12 protein-coding genes, 3 tRNA genes and 2 rRNA genes are annotated in these 15,931 nt (G+C 44.8%); 15 read left to right on the top strand and 2 right to left on the bottom strand.

The features are described from left to right. The 6 genes from dnaA (at nucleotide 1) to gyrA (ending at nucleotide 8,495) form a co-directional block, all read left to right on the top strand. Complete coding sequence (gene dnaA / locus NQ556_RS00005; protein WP_008371387.1) at nucleotides 1–1,401, top strand: chromosomal replication initiator protein DnaA; 1,401 nt, start codon at nucleotides 1–3, stop codon at nucleotides 1,399–1,401. 182 nt (nucleotides 1,402–1,583) lie between these two features. Further along, nucleotides 1,584–2,693 carry a DNA polymerase III subunit beta gene (gene dnaN, locus NQ556_RS00010; protein WP_008371388.1) on the top strand — a complete coding sequence of 370 codons (1,110 nt, stop codon included), beginning with the start codon at nucleotides 1,584–1,586 and terminating at the stop codon, nucleotides 2,691–2,693. A gap of 22 nt (nucleotides 2,694–2,715) precedes the next feature. After that, nucleotides 2,716–2,925, top strand: coding sequence for an RNA-binding S4 domain-containing protein (locus NQ556_RS00015; protein WP_022220243.1), 210 nt, complete (start codon nucleotides 2,716–2,718; stop codon nucleotides 2,923–2,925). A 12-nt stretch (nucleotides 2,926–2,937) separates the two neighbouring features. After that, the gene (gene recF / locus NQ556_RS00020; RefSeq protein ID WP_008371390.1) at nucleotides 2,938–4,023 is read left to right on the top strand and encodes a DNA replication/repair protein RecF; all 1,086 of its coding nucleotides are present in this window, start codon (nucleotides 2,938–2,940) and stop codon (nucleotides 4,021–4,023) included. Nucleotides 4,024–4,033: 10 nt separating this feature from the next. Next, complete coding sequence (gyrB, locus tag NQ556_RS00025) at nucleotides 4,034–5,950, top strand: DNA topoisomerase (ATP-hydrolyzing) subunit B (protein WP_022220242.1); 1,917 nt, start codon at nucleotides 4,034–4,036, stop codon at nucleotides 5,948–5,950. Between the two features lie 10 nt (nucleotides 5,951–5,960). Then, nucleotides 5,961–8,495, top strand: coding sequence for a DNA gyrase subunit A (gene gyrA / locus NQ556_RS00030; RefSeq protein WP_008371392.1), 2,535 nt, complete (start codon nucleotides 5,961–5,963; stop codon nucleotides 8,493–8,495). A gap of 273 nt (nucleotides 8,496–8,768) precedes the next feature. Here gyrA and NQ556_RS00035 read toward each other — a convergent pair whose 3' ends face one another. Then, nucleotides 8,769–9,326 carry a biotin transporter BioY gene (locus NQ556_RS00035; protein ID WP_008371393.1) on the bottom strand — a complete coding sequence of 186 codons (558 nt, stop codon included), beginning with the start codon at nucleotides 9,324–9,326 and terminating at the stop codon, nucleotides 8,769–8,771. A gap of 50 nt (nucleotides 9,327–9,376) precedes the next feature. After that, entirely contained in the window at nucleotides 9,377–10,348 is a 972-nt protein-coding gene (gene bioB, locus NQ556_RS00040; RefSeq protein ID WP_008371394.1) for a biotin synthase BioB, read from the bottom strand. 195 nt (nucleotides 10,349–10,543) lie between these two features. Here bioB and NQ556_RS00045 point away from each other — a divergent pair, with 195 nt between their 5' ends. From NQ556_RS00045 to NQ556_RS00085, 9 genes are all read left to right on the top strand, one after another. Beyond that, a complete protein-coding gene (locus tag NQ556_RS00045) occupies nucleotides 10,544–11,386 on the top strand; it encodes a fumarate hydratase (protein WP_022220241.1) in 843 nt (280 codons plus the stop codon). A 131-nt stretch (nucleotides 11,387–11,517) separates the two neighbouring features. Continuing rightward, entirely contained in the window at nucleotides 11,518–11,958 is a 441-nt protein-coding gene (locus NQ556_RS00050; protein WP_022220240.1) for a C-GCAxxG-C-C family (seleno)protein, read from the top strand. A gap of 65 nt (nucleotides 11,959–12,023) precedes the next feature. Continuing rightward, nucleotides 12,024–12,575 (top strand): Fe-S-containing hydro-lyase, encoded by a 552-nt coding sequence (locus NQ556_RS00055; RefSeq protein ID WP_008371397.1) that lies wholly within the window; start codon nucleotides 12,024–12,026, stop codon nucleotides 12,573–12,575. Nucleotides 12,576–12,587: 12 nt separating this feature from the next. Further along, nucleotides 12,588–13,310, top strand: a complete 723-nt coding sequence (locus NQ556_RS00060) for a lysophospholipid acyltransferase family protein (protein ID WP_204576132.1) — start codon at nucleotides 12,588–12,590, stop codon at nucleotides 13,308–13,310. Between the two features lie 223 nt (nucleotides 13,311–13,533). Then, a tRNA-Ser gene (locus NQ556_RS00065) sits at nucleotides 13,534–13,621 on the top strand. A gap of 335 nt (nucleotides 13,622–13,956) precedes the next feature. Further along, nucleotides 13,957–15,487: ribosomal RNA gene (locus tag NQ556_RS00070) — 16S ribosomal RNA — on the top strand. 57 nt (nucleotides 15,488–15,544) lie between these two features. Next, a 5S ribosomal RNA gene (rrf, locus tag NQ556_RS00075) occupies nucleotides 15,545–15,662 on the top strand. Nucleotides 15,663–15,673: 11 nt separating this feature from the next. Then, a tRNA-Ile gene (locus NQ556_RS00080) sits at nucleotides 15,674–15,747 on the top strand. 24 nt (nucleotides 15,748–15,771) lie between these two features. Beyond that, a tRNA-Ala gene (locus NQ556_RS00085) sits at nucleotides 15,772–15,844 on the top strand. The last annotated feature ends 87 nt before the right edge of the window (nucleotides 15,845–15,931 follow it).

Below are 15,931 nucleotides of genomic sequence, written 5' to 3' on the forward strand. Positions count from 1 at the left end.
ATGGACGTCATAAAAGAAAAATGGGAAGAGATCATTCAAAAGCTGAAAGTAGAATATTTTCTATCGAACATTTCTTTTGAAACGTGGATACGCCCGCTGGAGGTATATGAGATCAGAGGTAACACTCTGTATCTTACCGTTAATTTTAAGGCGAGCATCGAACACATTCAGAATAAATATCTTCTTCCGCTTAAAGTATGCATCGCGGAAGTTACCGGGACAGAGTATCAGATTAAGTTTATTCCCAGAGATCTGCCGCGCGAGCAGCAGCGCAGATATCTGGAGAAGACTGCGCCCGTAAAAGAGAAGACACATAAGCATAAAGAAGTAAGCCCGATAGCTGAAAAAGCGAATCTGAATCCGAAGTATACGTTTGATACCTTTGTGGTAGGAGGAAATAATAATTTTGCACATGCCGCATCACTGGCAGTTGCCGAATCTCCCGGTGAGGTTTACAATCCTCTGTTTTTATATGGTGGGGTAGGACTTGGCAAGACCCATCTGATGCATTCGATCGCACACTACATACTGGACCGGGAACCATCGAAGAAAGTCCTGTATGTGACAAGTGAGACATTTACCAATGACCTGATCACGGCGATCCGCAACGGAAAAACCGGCAACGATCTGGCGATGAATGCATTCCGCGATAAGTACCGCAATAATGACGTACTTCTGATCGATGACGTACAGTTCATTATCGGCAAAGAAAGTACACAGGAAGAATTTTTCCATACGTTCAATCATCTGCACAATGCCGGAAAGCAGATCGTCATTTCCAGCGACAAACCGCCAAAGGATATGACGACACTGGAGGCGCGTCTGCGGACAAGATTTGAATGGGGACTGATCGCAGATATTTCGGTGCCGGATTACGAGACACGTATGGCGATTCTTTATAAGAAAATAGAACTGGACCAACTGGAAAGATATCAGATTCCGGATGAGGTGATCCAGTATATTGCGATGAACATCAAGACCAATATCCGGGAACTGGAAGGCTCACTTAACAAGCTGATCGCATTATACCGGATCGGTGGAAGAAAGAACTTTGATGTTTCTCTGGCGGCAGAAGCACTGAAGGATATGATCGCACCGGACGATAGCCACAAGGTGACGCCGGAGCTGGTTCTGGATGTTGTCTCCGATCATTTTAATGTTTCCGTTTCTGAACTTAAGGGAAGTCGGAGAAATGCAAGAACGGCCGGAGCCAGACAGATCGTGATGTACCTGTGCAGGCAGATGACGGATGCGTCTCTTCAAAGTATCGGTGATCTGCTCGGAGGGCGTGACCATTCCACTGTGAACCACGGTGTGGACAAGATTGCCCGGGATGTGGAAAAAGATGAGACTTTGAGAAATACGATCGAGATCATTCAGAAGAAAATCAGCCCGCTGTAGAAAAGTTTTCCATGATCTGCCAGGGAAGAAAAAGAACTGTCCACGGACTTGTCAAAGCCTTAAATCCTTTTGAATCAAGGCCTTAAAGTACTTGTCCACAATTCAACAGACACTACTAAGATAACTACGGATTTGTTTTATATAAATATATATTTTGCGCGTCGAAAGGAGTTTTACACATTATGAAAATCAGATGTCTTAAATCAGATCTTGTGAAAGGGGTCAGCATTGTATCAAAGGCTGTTCCGACAAAGACAACCATGCCGATCCTGGAATGCATTCTGATAGATGCAACTACAGATATTATCAAACTTACAGCGAACGATATGGAGCTTGGGATCGAGACTGTGATCAGAGGGCAGATCGATGAGAAGGGAATGATCGCACTGGATGCGAGGATTTTCTCAGATATCGTAAGAAAGCTTCCTGATAATGAAATCGTGATTGAAAGTGGAGTGAACTTTCAGACGCTCATTACCTGTGAAAAAGCAAAATTCAATATTTCCGGTAAATCCGGTGAAGATTTTTCTTATCTGCCGTATATTGAGAGAGAAAATCCGGTTTCCATTTCCCAGTTCACACTGAAAGAAGTGATCCGCCAGACCATTTTCTCAATTGCAGACAACGACAGCAACAAACTGATGACAGGAGAACTCTTCGATATGAACGGGGATATTCTGAAAGTGGTATCCCTTGACGGACACCGTATTTCCATCCGCAAGATCGAGCTGAAGGAATCTTATGAACCGAAGAAGATCGTGGTTCCGGGAAAGACCCTGATCGAAGTCAGCAAGATCCTTTCAGGTGAAGCAGACAGCGAAGTGAGACTGTATTTCACAGCCAACCACATTGTATTTGAATTTGATGATACCGTTGTAGTATCCAGACTGATTGAAGGAGAATATTTCCGTATCGAGCAGATGCTGTCCAATGATTATGAGACAAAGGTAAGAATCAATAAAAGAGAACTCCTGAACTGTATTGACCGTGCAACTCTTCTTGTAAAAGAAGGTGATAAGAAGCCGATCATCATCAACATTCAGGATGAAATGATGGAACTTAAGATCAAGTCAGAGAAGGGTACGATGGATGAAGAGATTATGATCACTAAAGAGGGAAAAGACCTCTTGATCGGCTTCAATCCGAAGTTCCTCATTGACGCACTTCGTGTCATTGATGACGAAGAAGCAGATCTTTACTTTATGAATGCAAAGGCTCCTTGCTTTATCAAGGATGAAGGAGAAAGCTATGTATACCTGATTCTTCCGGTGAACTTCAGTGGAGCAGTATAGGAATTTAGAGAGGACAAAAATTATGGAGACAATCAAACTCAGAGATGAATTTATCAAGCTTGGTCAGGCACTGAAAGCAGCAGGTCTTGTAGGATCCGGTGTGGAAGCCAAGGAAGTCATTACAGAAGGTCTGGTAAAGGTTAATGGAGAAGTAGATACCAGACGTGGTAAAAAATTATATGACGGCGACGTTGTTACATTTAACGGAGAAGAGATCAAGATTGAAAAATAGGCTGGCACAGGTATGATTATCAAATCATTAAAATTAAAAGATTACAGAAATTATGAAATATTAAATATTGAATTTGATCATGCCACGAATATTTTTTACGGTGATAATGCGCAGGGCAAGACGAATATCCTGGAAGGGGTGTATTTGTCGGGAACCACGAAGTCTCACAGGGGGACGAAGGACCGGGATCTGATCCGATTCGGGCAGGATGAGGCTCATATTGAGACTGTCATTGAGAAAAATGGCGTTCCATGGCAGATCGATATGCACCTGAAGAAGAACAGTCCGAAAGGGATTGCGATTAACAAGGTCCCGATCCGGAGGGCGAGTGAGCTTTTCGGTCTGACGAATTTTGTGTTTTTCTCGCCGGAGGATCTGAACATTATTAAAAATGGTCCGGCGGAGAGGAGAAGGTTCATGGACCTGGAGCTTTCACAGCTTGATAAGGTGTATCTTAGCGACCTGGCAAATTATAACCGCACACTCAATCAGCGGAACCGTCTGCTGAAGGATGCCTATTACAGAGATGATATACTGGACACACTGGATGTATGGGATATGCAGCTGGTTCAGTATGGAGAAAAGATTATTCAGAGAAGGCTCCGGTTTATCGAGGAGGTCAATGCGATAATCGGAGACATTCACCATAAACTGACGGGAGGCAGGGAAAGGATCGGCCTTTCGTATGAACCTGGATGCGGAGCGCTTTCACTTGAGGCGGCGCTTGAGAAGAACAGGGAGCGCGATATCAGGATGAAGAGTACCTCGGTGGGACCTCACCGGGATGATATCTGTTTTATGGCAGGTGGGATCGACATCCGCAGATTCGGATCGCAGGGGCAGCAGAGGACAGCGGCACTTTCGCTGAAACTGTCTGAGATCGAGCTGGTACGGCAGATCATAAAGGATACGCCGGTGCTGCTGCTTGACGATGTATTGTCTGAACTTGACAAACACAGGCAAAACTATTTACTGGACAGTATTCATGATATACAGACTCTGATCACCTGTACGGGACTTGACGAGTTTGTCAATCATCGATTTTCAATAAATAAAGTATTCCATGTTCAGAACGGACATGTATCAAAAGAGAATTAGGAGGATCAATATGAGTGCAGAATATGGAGCAGACCAAATCCAGATACTGGAGGGGCTGGAAGCAGTAAGAAAGAGACCTGGTATGTATATTGGCAGTACATCTTCAAGAGGACTTCACCATCTTGTCTATGAGATCGTTGACAACTCGGTGGATGAAGCGCTTGCAGGATACTGCGATCATATCCAGGTGTTCATCAATCCGGATAATTCAATTACGGTTATAGATAACGGACGTGGTATTCCGGTGGGGATCAACCACAAAGCGGGACTCCCTGCGGTAGAGGTTGTATTCACCGTGCTTCATGCCGGCGGTAAATTCGGCGGTGGAGGATACAAGGTATCCGGTGGACTTCATGGTGTAGGAGCTTCCGTTGTAAATGCGCTTTCTGACTGGCTTGAGGTTGAGATCTGCCACGAAGGGAAGGTGTACAGACAGAGATATGAAAAAGGACATGTTGTTTACAAGCTGAAGGTTGTAGACGAATGTGATCCAGAGAAGACAGGAACAAAGGTAACCTTCCTTCCGGATGAAACTATTTTTGAAGATACAGTATTTGATTATGATACGTTAAAACAGAGATTCCGTGAGATGGCGTTCCTTACCAAGGGACTTCGCATCAGCCTGACTGATCTCCGGGATGAAGAACCGAAGGAAAGAGTGTTCCACTATGAAGGCGGTATCAAGGAGTTCGTTCAGTACTTAAATCGCAGTAAGACTCCGCTTTACGAGCAGATCATCTACTGTGAAGGAACAAAAGATAATGTAGAAGTTGAAGTTGCAATGCAGCACAATGATTCTTATACAGATAACACCTATGGTTTTGTAAATAATATCACAACACCGGAAGGTGGGACCCATGTGGTCGGATTCAGAAATGCGATCACAAAGACCTTTAACGACTATGCGAGAAAGAACAAATTATTAAAAGACAGTGAGCCGAATCTTTCCGGTGAGGATATCAGGGAAGGTCTTACAGCAATCATCAGTGTTAAGATCGAGGATCCTCAGTTTGAAGGACAGACCAAGCAGAAGCTCGGTAACAGTGAAGCGAGAGGTGCGGTTGACAGTATCGTCAGCAGCCAGCTTCAGATCTTCCTTGAACAGAATCCTGCTATTGGAAAATCAATTGTTGAGAAGTCGGTTATGGCGCAGAGAGCAAGAGAGGCGGCCAGAAAGGCGAGAGATCTTACCAGAAGAAAATCCGCACTGGAAGGCATGTCACTGCCTGGAAAGCTTGCAGACTGTTCAGACAAAGATCCATCCAAGTGTGAGATCTACATCGTAGAGGGAGACTCTGCGGGAGGTTCTGCAAAGACAGCCCGTGACAGAGCGACCCAGGCGATCCTGCCACTTCGTGGAAAGATCCTGAATGTAGAGAAGGCAAGACTGGATAAGATCTACGGTAATGCCGAGATCAAGGCAATGATCACTGCATTCGGTACAGGAATCCATGATGATTTCGATATTTCCAAACTGAGATATCACAAGATCATCATCATGACCGATGCCGACGTTGATGGAGCACATATCAGTACACTGCTTCTGACATTCCTCTATCGTTTTATGCCGGAGCTGATTAAACAGGGCTATGTATATCTGGCTCAGCCGCCGCTTTACAAGCTGGAGAAGAACAAGAAAGTCTGGTATGCATACAGCGATGAAGAACTGGCGAAGATCATCAGCGAAGTCGGACGTGATCAGAACAATAAGATTCAGCGATACAAAGGTCTGGGTGAGATGGACGCAGAGCAGTTATGGGATACCACAATGGATCCGCAGCATCGAATCTTAAGAAGAGTGACAATGGACGATGAGACATCTTCCGAACTGGATCTTACCTTTACAACCCTGATGGGAGATAAAGTAGAACCAAGACGAGAATTTATCGAAGAGAATGCAAAATTTGTTAAGAACTTAGATATATAGGAGAATACCAATGGAAGATAATATTTTTGATAAAGTTCATGAAGTGGATATGAAAAAAACCATGGAAGAGTTCTATATCGATTATGCCATGAGTGTTATTGCTTCTCGTGCGCTTCCGGATGTAAGAGACGGTCTGAAACCTGTTCAGAGACGTATTCTTTATTCGATGATCGAGTTGAACAACGGTCCTGACAAGCCGCACCGTAAATGCGCGCGTATCGTTGGTGATACCATGGGTAAATATCACCCGCATGGTGACAGTTCTATTTACGGAGCCCTCGTTAATATGGCACAGGACTGGTCTACCCGTTACATTCTTGTAGACGGTCACGGTAACTTCGGTTCTGTGGACGGCGACGGTGCTGCCGCAATGCGATATACCGAGGCAAGACTTAGTAAGATTTCGATGGAAATGACAGCGGATATCAATAAAGATACCGTTGATTTTGCACCGAACTTTGACGAGACAGAAAAAGAACCGACCGTACTTCCGTCAAGATTCCCGAACCTTCTGGTAAACGGAACCTCCGGTATCGCGGTAGGTATGGCAACCAATATCCCACCGCACAACTTAAGAGAAGTCATCGGTGCGGTTGTGAAAATTATTGATGACCAGATTGAAGATAAAGATGAGACCACGATCGAAGAGATCATGGAGATCATCAAAGGACCTGATTTTCCGACGGGAGCAACGATCCTTGGAACAAGAGGAATCGAAGAGGCTTACCGTACAGGACGTGGAAAGATCCGTGTGCGTGCGGTATCCAATATCGAGCCAATGCAGAATGGAAAGCACAGAATCGTAGTAACCGAGCTTCCATATATGGTCAACAAAGCCCGCCTGATCGAGAAGATCGCGGAGCTTGTAAGAGATAAGAAGATTGATGGAATCACAGACCTGAGTGACCAGTCAAGCCGTGAAGGTATGCGTGTCTGCATCGAATTGAGAAGAGATGTGAACCCGAATGTCGTTCTGAACCAGCTTTACAAGCATACACAGCTGCAGGATACATTTGGTGTGATCATGCTTGCATTGGTCAATAATGAGCCGAAGGTTATGAGCCTTCTGGAAATCCTGAACCATTATCTGAAACATCAGGAAGACGTTGTTACCAGACGTACCAAATATGAGCTGAATAAGGCAGAAGAACGTGCACACATCTTGGAAGGTTTGCTGATCGCCCTGGATAACATTGATGAGGTTATTAAGATCATCCGTGGATCCAAGACCGTACAGATTGCGAAAGCAGAGTTGATGAGCCGCTTTAACTTAAGTGATGCACAGTCCCAGGCTATCGTGGATATGCGTCTGAGAGCTCTGACCGGTCTGGAAAGAGAGAAGCTGGAAACAGAGTATGCAGAGCTTGAGAAGAAGATCGCAGAGTACAAGGCGATCCTCGCAGACAGAAAGCTTCTGCTTGGCGTAATTAAGAAAGAAATCCTTGTGATCTCTGAAAAATACGGAGATGACAGAAGAACAGCCATCGGATTTGATGAATACGACATTTCTACAGAGGATCTGATCCCGAGAGAAGATGTAGTGATCACCATGACCAAGATGGGATACATTAAGAGAATGAGCAACGATACTTTCAAGAGCCAGAATCGTGGCGGCAAGGGTATCAAGGGTATGCAGACTCTGGATGAAGACTATGTAGAAGAGCTGTTCATGACCAATACTCACCAGTATATTATGTTCTTTACCAATACCGGACGCTGCTATCGCCTGAAGGGATATGAGATTCCGGAAGCAGGAAGAACTTCCCGAGGTACAGCAATTATCAACATCCTTCAGCTTCAGCCGGATGAGAAGATCACAGCAATGATTCCGATCAAGGATTTCAAGGAAGGTGACTATCTGTTCATGGCAACCAAGAAAGGTCTTGTTAAGAAGACTCCGATCTTGGATTACGCAAATGTAAGAAAGACAGGACTTGCTGCGATCACACTCCGTGAGGATGATGAACTGATCGAAGTTAAGATTACGGATGATGAAAGAGATGTTATTCTCGTTACGCAGTATGGTCAATGCATCCGTTTCCATGAATCTGATGTACGCTCAACCGGAAGGACCTCTATGGGCGTTCGTGGTATGAATTTAAGTGACCGTGATGAAGTTGTTGCAATGCAGCTTGATGCGCAGGGTGAAGAGCTTCTGATCGTATCTGAAAAGGGTATGGGCAAGAGAACCCGCATGGAAGAATTCACAGCCCAGAACCGTGGTGGAAAAGGCGTGAAATGCTATAAGATCACAGAGAAGACCGGAAATGTAGTCGGTGCAAAGGCAGTAGGTCCGGATGATGAGATTATGATCATCAACACAGATGGTATCGTGATCCGTATGGAATGTGCGGGGATTTCCGTACTCGGAAGAATCACATCCGGTGTTAAACTGATCAATCTGAAGGAACACGAAGAAGTTGCAAGTATCGCAAAGGTACGCAGGGCTTCAGGTGAACTGGAGGAGAACGCAGAAGAGACTGCAGAAGAAGCAAATACAGAAGCAACTGCTGAGACGGTTGTAGAAGAGCAGACAGAAGAATAAAGATCTGAGCGAAAGTAGAAATACAGAAGCAGGATAAATCATAAAGAGACTGGACAGGGAATATGCAAATGCCTTGTCTGGTCTCTTGCTTTGTTTTATGAGGCTGCATGGAAAGAAATGTTATGGCATGGCTTGCGTTTGCTCTGGTAAAAGCCGGATTAAAAAAACAAAGAAGCCCGGAAACGCTGCAGCAAACAGGCTTTCCGGACTTTGTAGAGGGGGCTGAATTATTATTTTGCCAGACTTTAAATATTCTGGCAGACGCCGTGCATCTTACTGTGCAACAGCTCCGAGTCTTTTGCGGATTTCAGGTCCGATGATCATGGCGATCACCATCTTGATCAGGTCCGCCGGGATAAATGGAATGACACATACTGCAAGGGCAGCAGATACAGTGTAACCTGCCTGAATGCAGAACCATGCAGTTCCGAATGCATAGCAGATTGCAGTTCCAACGATCATTCCAAGAATCTGGATCCATCTCTGACTGAATTTGTCAATTACAATACCGGCAATGATTGCCATTGGGATGAAACCAATGATATATCCGCCAGTTGGTCCGGCAAGCTTTCCGATTCCTCCGGTGAATCCGGAAAATACAGGAAGTCCTACAAGTCCGAGAAGAAGATAAAGGATATAGCTGACGGTTCCCTTCTTCCAATCCAGAAGATAAAGAGAAAGATAAATTGCAAAGTTGGTAAGTGAAATCGGCACCGGTCCGATCGGGATGGAAAGCGGTGCAAGAATGCAGGTGACAGCGGTCATAAGAGCGGTGACAGCCATTGCGTAAGTATTGGTAGTTCTAAGTGTCTGAGTGTTTCCCTGAGCCATGTTAAGTATTCTCCTTTTAGAATGTTAATAATGTTCGGCGTGTCAATAAATTAAGCAGATTCGATCTCATATGTAAAACCGGCATCCGTAATCGTCCGGATCGTATCTTTGATTCCTTGACCATCTGCGGTCAGATAACCGGAAGCGAAGATGGAATCTACAACGCTGAGAAGCTTCTTTTCTTCACCTTTAAAATAAACCTCACGTCCGGCAGCACAACGGATATCTGACTGCGGAACCAGAAGTCTTGCAAGGCAGAGAACCTTCATGCAATACTCAGTTGTGAGTTCGGAAATATCGGCATCACCGAGCGGAGTTCCCGGAATTGGCAACAGGAAGTTGATCGGCAGAGCTTCCGGCTGGATTTCACGAAGCTCCAGAAGCATATCAACAACATCCTCTTTGCTTTCGCCCATTCCAATGATTCCGCCACTGCAGATTTCAAATCCAAGTCTCTGAAGCATTTTGATATTCTGAACGCGCTGCTCAAAAGTATGGGTAGAACAGATGTGACTGTAGTAAGCCCGGCTGCTGTTCAGGTTGTGGTTGATCCGGTCGAGTCCGGCTTCTTTTAACATTAGAGCCTGTTTTTCAGTAAGAAATCCGATGGAACAGCAAAGGTGAGTTCCGTCTTCCTTCATCTTGCGGATCTTAGAAGCCAGTTCTTCAATCTCTTCGTCGGTGAATTTCATACCGCTGAGTCCGATGCAGTGTCTGGAAAGATGATGTTCATTTACAAAAGCATTATCTTTATATAACTTCTCATCAGCTACCCACTTATATTTGTCGATATCGGCTTTTGAACGACAGGATTGTGCACAGTAAGCGCAGTCCTGTGAGCAGTTACCGCTGCGGGCATTGGTAAGAATATGAATACTTACATGATTGCCCTTATATTTTCTGCGCAGTTTTTCAGCTTGTGCAATGAGCTGATCGAGTTCTTCGTCCGGTGTATTCAGGATTGCAATCGCATCTTCTCGTGAAAGCACCGGATCTGTAGTTGTTTCAATTTCAGAAATCATAAGTAAACCTTCCTTGGTAAAAAAATATCAAATACATTTCACACTTTACCATGCAAAAGAAAGAATGTCAACTTAAAATTTTATAAGGTTAACAATTTGAGGTAATACAGGTTTATTTGAAGATGATTACATTGCAGATGAAAAAAAACCATAGTATAATAAAAATCAGATTATGAAATGCAGGAGGAAAAACCAATGCGTACATTGAACGTGGAAGAGATTTCAAAGAATATCAAAGAAATGTGCATTGAAGCGAACCATTTTCTTTCAAAAGATATGGACATTGCGATGAAAAATGCAGTTTCAACAGAGAAGTCACCACTGGGGAAAAAGATATTAAGCCAGCTTCAGGATAATCTGAAGATCGCCGGAAAAGATATGATTCCAATCTGCCAGGATACTGGAATGGCAGTCGTATTTCTTGAGATCGGACAGGATGTACATTTCGAAGGCGGCAACCTGGAAGATGCGGTAAATGAAGGGATCCGTCGGGGTTATGTTGACGGATATCTGAGAAAATCCGTTGTGAAAGATCCGATTCTCAGAGAGAATACAAAAGATAATACACCGGGAATCATTCATTATAAAATTGTTCCGGGCGATCAGGTGAAGATCAAGGTCGCACCAAAAGGCTTTGGAAGCGAAAATATGAGCCGTGTATTTATGCTGAAACCGGCAGACGGAATCGAAGGAGTAAAGGAAGCAGTTCTTACGGCAGTAAAAGATGCCGGTCCGAATGCCTGTCCTCCGATGGTTATCGGCGTGGGAATCGGCGGCACATTTGAAAAATGCGCACTGATGGCAAAAGAAGCACTTACAAGAGAAGTCGGAAGCCATTCAGACATTCCATATGTAAAAGAACTGGAAGAAGAATTACTGGAGCGGATCAACAAGATTGGAATCGGACCGGGCGGACTTGGGGGAAGCACAACCGCGCTGGCTGTCAATGTCAACACTTATCCGACTCATATTGCCGGACTTCCGGTAGCTGTAAATATTTGCTGTCATGTTAACCGCCATGTGATCCGCACTATTTAATTTACCGGGGAATCCTGAAAAGACTTTCCGCGCCGAAGATATGTACTCGTGCGAAGATGAAGTATGTTACAAATGGTTTTTGCCCGGTGAGAGGATGTGTAATATTTAAAGGAAATGAAAAGAGGATAATTATGAATACAAATGTAGACGTAGACGCAATGCGAAAAGATGCGGTTGAGATTTTTCAGAAAGGGTTCGCCTGTTCAGAGTCGGTAATCTATGCAATCAAAAAGGGCTTTGATCTTGATCTGTCAGATGATGCGATCGCTATGTCATCCGGATTCCCGTGGGGGCTCGGAGATGGTGGCTGTATTTGTGGTGCGCTTGCAGGAGCAACCATGTGCATCGGCTATTTTTTCGGAAGAAGAACACCTGGAGATGAAGCCTTTTTGAAATGCCAGCGGCTGACGAAAGAGTTTCACGACGCATTTAAAGAACATTGCGGAGCAACCTGCTGTCGTGTGTTGACAAGAGGAAAAGAAAAAAATTCTCCGGAGAGAAAAGCGCAGTGCATTAGTTTTGTAGACTTTACAGTTGAGAAACTGGCTGAAATTATTTTAAGAGAATTGTAAGACTCCTGTTAGTGGTTAAAAACGCCGCAGCAGAATACAGAAAAAGAATCAGGAAGGAAAAGGATATGGAAAGACATATTACAGTTCCAGTAGCAAAGGAAGAAATACAGGATTTAAGAGCAGGAGATTATGTATATCTTACGGGAGTTATTTATACTGCCCGTGATGCTGCTCATAAAAGAATGGATGAAGTGCTTTCGGAAGGAAAAGAGCTTCCACTTGATATTAAGAATCAGATGATTTATTATATGGGACCATCTCCGGCGAGAGAAGGAAGACCGATCGGCTCAGCAGGACCGACAACAGCAAGCAGGATGGACAAATATGCACCACGCCTTCTGGATCTGGGGCTTGGCGGAATGATAGGAAAAGGGAAAAGAAGTCAGGCTGTCCGGGATGCAATCGTGAGAAATAAAGCAGTTTATTTTGCAGCAGTCGGAGGAGCAGGCGCGCTTCTTTCAAAATGTATCAAAAGAGCAGATGTGATCGCATATGATGATCTTGGCACAGAAGCGATCCGCCGCCTGGAGATCGAAGACCTTCCGGCAATTGTTGTGATTGACTCCGAGGGCAATAATTTATACGAGACAGCCGTCAAAGAGTATGCGGAGGAATAGGGAATGAATTGTGTGAAAAGAATTGCACTTATGGTAATTCGGAATATTCTGCTTGTTCCGTTTATGTGGTGCAAGCTGTGTTACTATGCCGCGCACGTAGACAAGTATCCGGAAATCACCCGATATAAGCTTCTGAAATATATTGTCAAAAGAGCCAATAAAGGCGGAAATGTAACAATCGAAGCATATGGAAAAGAAAACATCCCCAAAGAGGGAGGGTTTATGTTTTTTCCGAATCATCAAGGGCTTTATGACGTACTCGCAATTGTTGATGCCTGCCCGCGTCCGTTTTCGGTGGTGGCAAAAAAAGAAGTGGCAAATGTTCCACTTCTCAAGCAGACATTTAAATGTATGAAGGCCTACATGATCGACCGCGAAGATATCCGTCAGTCTATGCAAGTGATCATGGATGTTACAGAGGAAGTAAAGAAAGGAAGAAACTATCTGATCTTTGCAGAAGGAACCCGCTCGAAGATGGGGAACAAGCTTCTTGAGTTTAAAGGTGGAAGCTTCAAGGCGGCAACAAAAGCGAAATGCCCGATCATACCGATTGCGTTGATCGATTCTTTTAAACCGTTTGATACAAATAGTATCGCACCGGTAACGGTACAGGTACATTTCCTGGAACCGATTTATTATGAAGAATATCAAAAAATGAAGACGACAGAGATCGCAAAAGAAGTAAAAAGAAGAATAGAAGAAACCATATCTGAATATGAACCAAAGGAAGCATAAAATAAAGATAAGGTAAAAAGGACAGACTCTTTGCTAGATATAGTGAAAAAGAGTCTGTTTCTTCTATATATAGATAATTAGAAAACAAACTTAAAAAAAGAAAAAAATAATCGAAAAAACCGTTGACAGAAAAAGGGTTCTTAGGTATAATTATCAATGCGCTGTGAAGTTACATTAAAAGTATGTAAACACACAGTTAAATACAGACCTTGGATCGGGCTGAGGAGAAATACTCAAGAGGCCGAAGAGGCGCCCCTGCTAAGGGTGTAGGTCGGGCAACCGGCGCGAGGGTTCGAATCCCTCTTTCTCCGTTTTGTTTGAAAATAACTTTTGAAAAAACTTCAAAAAAGTTATTGACAAGCAAGAAGATATATGATAATATATCAGAGTTGCTGTTTGAGAGATTCAAAAAAGCAACAAAAAATAATTTAAAAAAGTTGTTGACAAACATGAAACACTTTGATATAATATAAAAGCTGTCGCATGAAACGGCAACAACAAAAAGAACATTGATAACTGAACAATAGACAACAAACCCTGAAAATTCTTTAAAGAGATTTTTCAAGAACGGACATCGAAAGATGTCGAACCAGAACAGTAAACAGGAACAGAATTGCCAAGCGATTCTGACCCGGATACAAACATTTTTAACGAGAGTTTGATCCTGGCTCAGGATGAACGCTGGCGGCGTGCTTAACACATGCAAGTCGAACGAAGCACTTTAACCTGATTCTTCGGATGAAGGTTTTTGTGACTGAGTGGCGGACGGGTGAGTAACGCGTGGGTAACCTGCCTCATACAGGGGGATAACAGTTAGAAATGACTGCTAATACCGCATAAGACCACAGAGCCGCATGGCTCGGTGGGAAAAACTCCGGTGGTATGAGATGGACCCGCGTCTGATTAGGTAGTTGGTGGGGTAACGGCCTACCAAGCCAACGATCAGTAGCCGACCTGAGAGGGTGACCGGCCACATTGGGACTGAGACACGGCCCAAACTCCTACGGGAGGCAGCAGTGGGGAATATTGCACAATGGGGGAAACCCTGATGCAGCGACGCCGCGTGAGCGAAGAAGTATTTCGGTATGTAAAGCTCTATCAGCAGGGAAGAAAATGACGGTACCTGACTAAGAAGCACCGGCTAAATACGTGCCAGCAGCCGCGGTAATACGTATGGTGCAAGCGTTATCCGGATTTACTGGGTGTAAAGGGAGCGTAGACGGCTGTGTAAGTCTGAAGTGAAAGCCCGGGGCTCAACCCCGGGACTGCTTTGGAAACTATGCAGCTAGAGTGTCGGAGAGGTAAGTGGAATTCCCAGTGTAGCGGTGAAATGCGTAGATATTGGGAGGAACACCAGTGGCGAAGGCGGCTTACTGGACGATGACTGACGTTGAGGCTCGAAAGCGTGGGGAGCAAACAGGATTAGATACCCTGGTAGTCCACGCCGTAAACGATGACTACTAGGTGTCGGGGAGCAAAGCTCTTCGGTGCCGCAGCAAACGCAATAAGTAGTCCACCTGGGGAGTACGTTCGCAAGAATGAAACTCAAAGGAATTGACGGGGACCCGCACAAGCGGTGGAGCATGTGGTTTAATTCGAAGCAACGCGAAGAACCTTACCTGCTCTTGACATCCCGGTGACCGGCGTGTAATGACGCCTTTTCTTCGGAACACCGGTGACAGGTGGTGCATGGTTGTCGTCAGCTCGTGTCGTGAGATGTTGGGTTAAGTCCCGCAACGAGCGCAACCCTTATCTTCAGTAGCCAGCAATTCGGATGGGCACTCTGGAGAGACTGCCAGGGATAACCTGGAGGAAGGTGGGGATGACGTCAAATCATCATGCCCCTTATGAGCAGGGCTACACACGTGCTACAATGGCGTAAACAAAGGGAAGCGAGCCTGCGAGGGTAAGCAAATCTCAAAAATAACGTCTCAGTTCGGATTGTAGTCTGCAACTCGACTACATGAAGCTGGAATCGCTAGTAATCGCGAATCAGCATGTCGCGGTGAATACGTTCCCGGGTCTTGTACACACCGCCCGTCACACCATGGGAGTTGGTAACGCCCGAAGTCAGTGACCCAACCGTAAGGAGGGAGCTGCCGAAGGTGGGACCGATAACTGGGGTGAAGTCGTAACAAGGTAGCCGTATCGGAAGGTGCGGCTGGATCACCTCCTTTCTAAGGAAGAAGAAGTAAGGAAAGTTGTCTATTGTTGAGTTATCAAAACTCAATACTTCTGGTGGCGATGCGGTCAGGGGACACACCCGTTCCCATCTCGAACACGATGGTTAAGACCTGATCGGCCGATGGTACTGCACTGGAGACGGTGTGGGAGAGCAGGTGGCCGCCAGATTATAAAAGGAAGGGCTTATAGCTCAGCCGGTTAGAGCGCACGCCTGATAAGCGTGAGGTCGGTGGTTCGAGTCCACTTAAGCCCACTTCTTTAAAAGATAATTGAATATGGGGGATTAGCTCAGTTGGGAGAGCGCCTGCCTTGCAAGCAGGAGGTCACGAGTTCGAATCTCGTATTCTCCACTAGGTTCGAAAGAACCGCATGTACTTTGAAAACTGCATACAAAAATAAATCAATTCTCAAATAGAGAAAGACATCCGAGGTGATCA

The organism is Coprococcus comes ATCC 27758, from assembly GCF_025149785.1.
Classification (GTDB): domain Bacteria; phylum Bacillota; class Clostridia; order Lachnospirales; family Lachnospiraceae; genus Allocoprococcus; species Allocoprococcus comes.

Coding starts and splice junctions, on each gene's coding strand:
- dnaA (WP_008371387.1), top strand. CDS start 1: ATGGACGTCATAAAAGAAAAATGGGAAGAGATCATTCAAAAGCTGAAA.
- dnaN (WP_008371388.1), top strand. CDS start 1,584: ATGAAAATCAGATGTCTTAAATCAGATCTTGTGAAAGGGGTCAGCATT.
- NQ556_RS00015 (WP_022220243.1), top strand. CDS start 2,716: ATGGAGACAATCAAACTCAGAGATGAATTTATCAAGCTTGGTCAGGCA.
- recF (WP_008371390.1), top strand. CDS start 2,938: ATGATTATCAAATCATTAAAATTAAAAGATTACAGAAATTATGAAATA.
- gyrB (WP_022220242.1), top strand. CDS start 4,034: ATGAGTGCAGAATATGGAGCAGACCAAATCCAGATACTGGAGGGGCTG.
- gyrA (WP_008371392.1), top strand. CDS start 5,961: ATGGAAGATAATATTTTTGATAAAGTTCATGAAGTGGATATGAAAAAA.
- NQ556_RS00035 (WP_008371393.1), bottom strand. CDS start 9,326: ATGGCTCAGGGAAACACTCAGACACTTAGAACTACCAATACTTACGCA.
- bioB (WP_008371394.1), bottom strand. CDS start 10,348: ATGATTTCTGAAATTGAAACAACTACAGATCCGGTGCTTTCACGAGAA.
- NQ556_RS00045 (WP_022220241.1), top strand. CDS start 10,544: ATGCGTACATTGAACGTGGAAGAGATTTCAAAGAATATCAAAGAAATG.
- NQ556_RS00050 (WP_022220240.1), top strand. CDS start 11,518: ATGAATACAAATGTAGACGTAGACGCAATGCGAAAAGATGCGGTTGAG.
- NQ556_RS00055 (WP_008371397.1), top strand. CDS start 12,024: ATGGAAAGACATATTACAGTTCCAGTAGCAAAGGAAGAAATACAGGAT.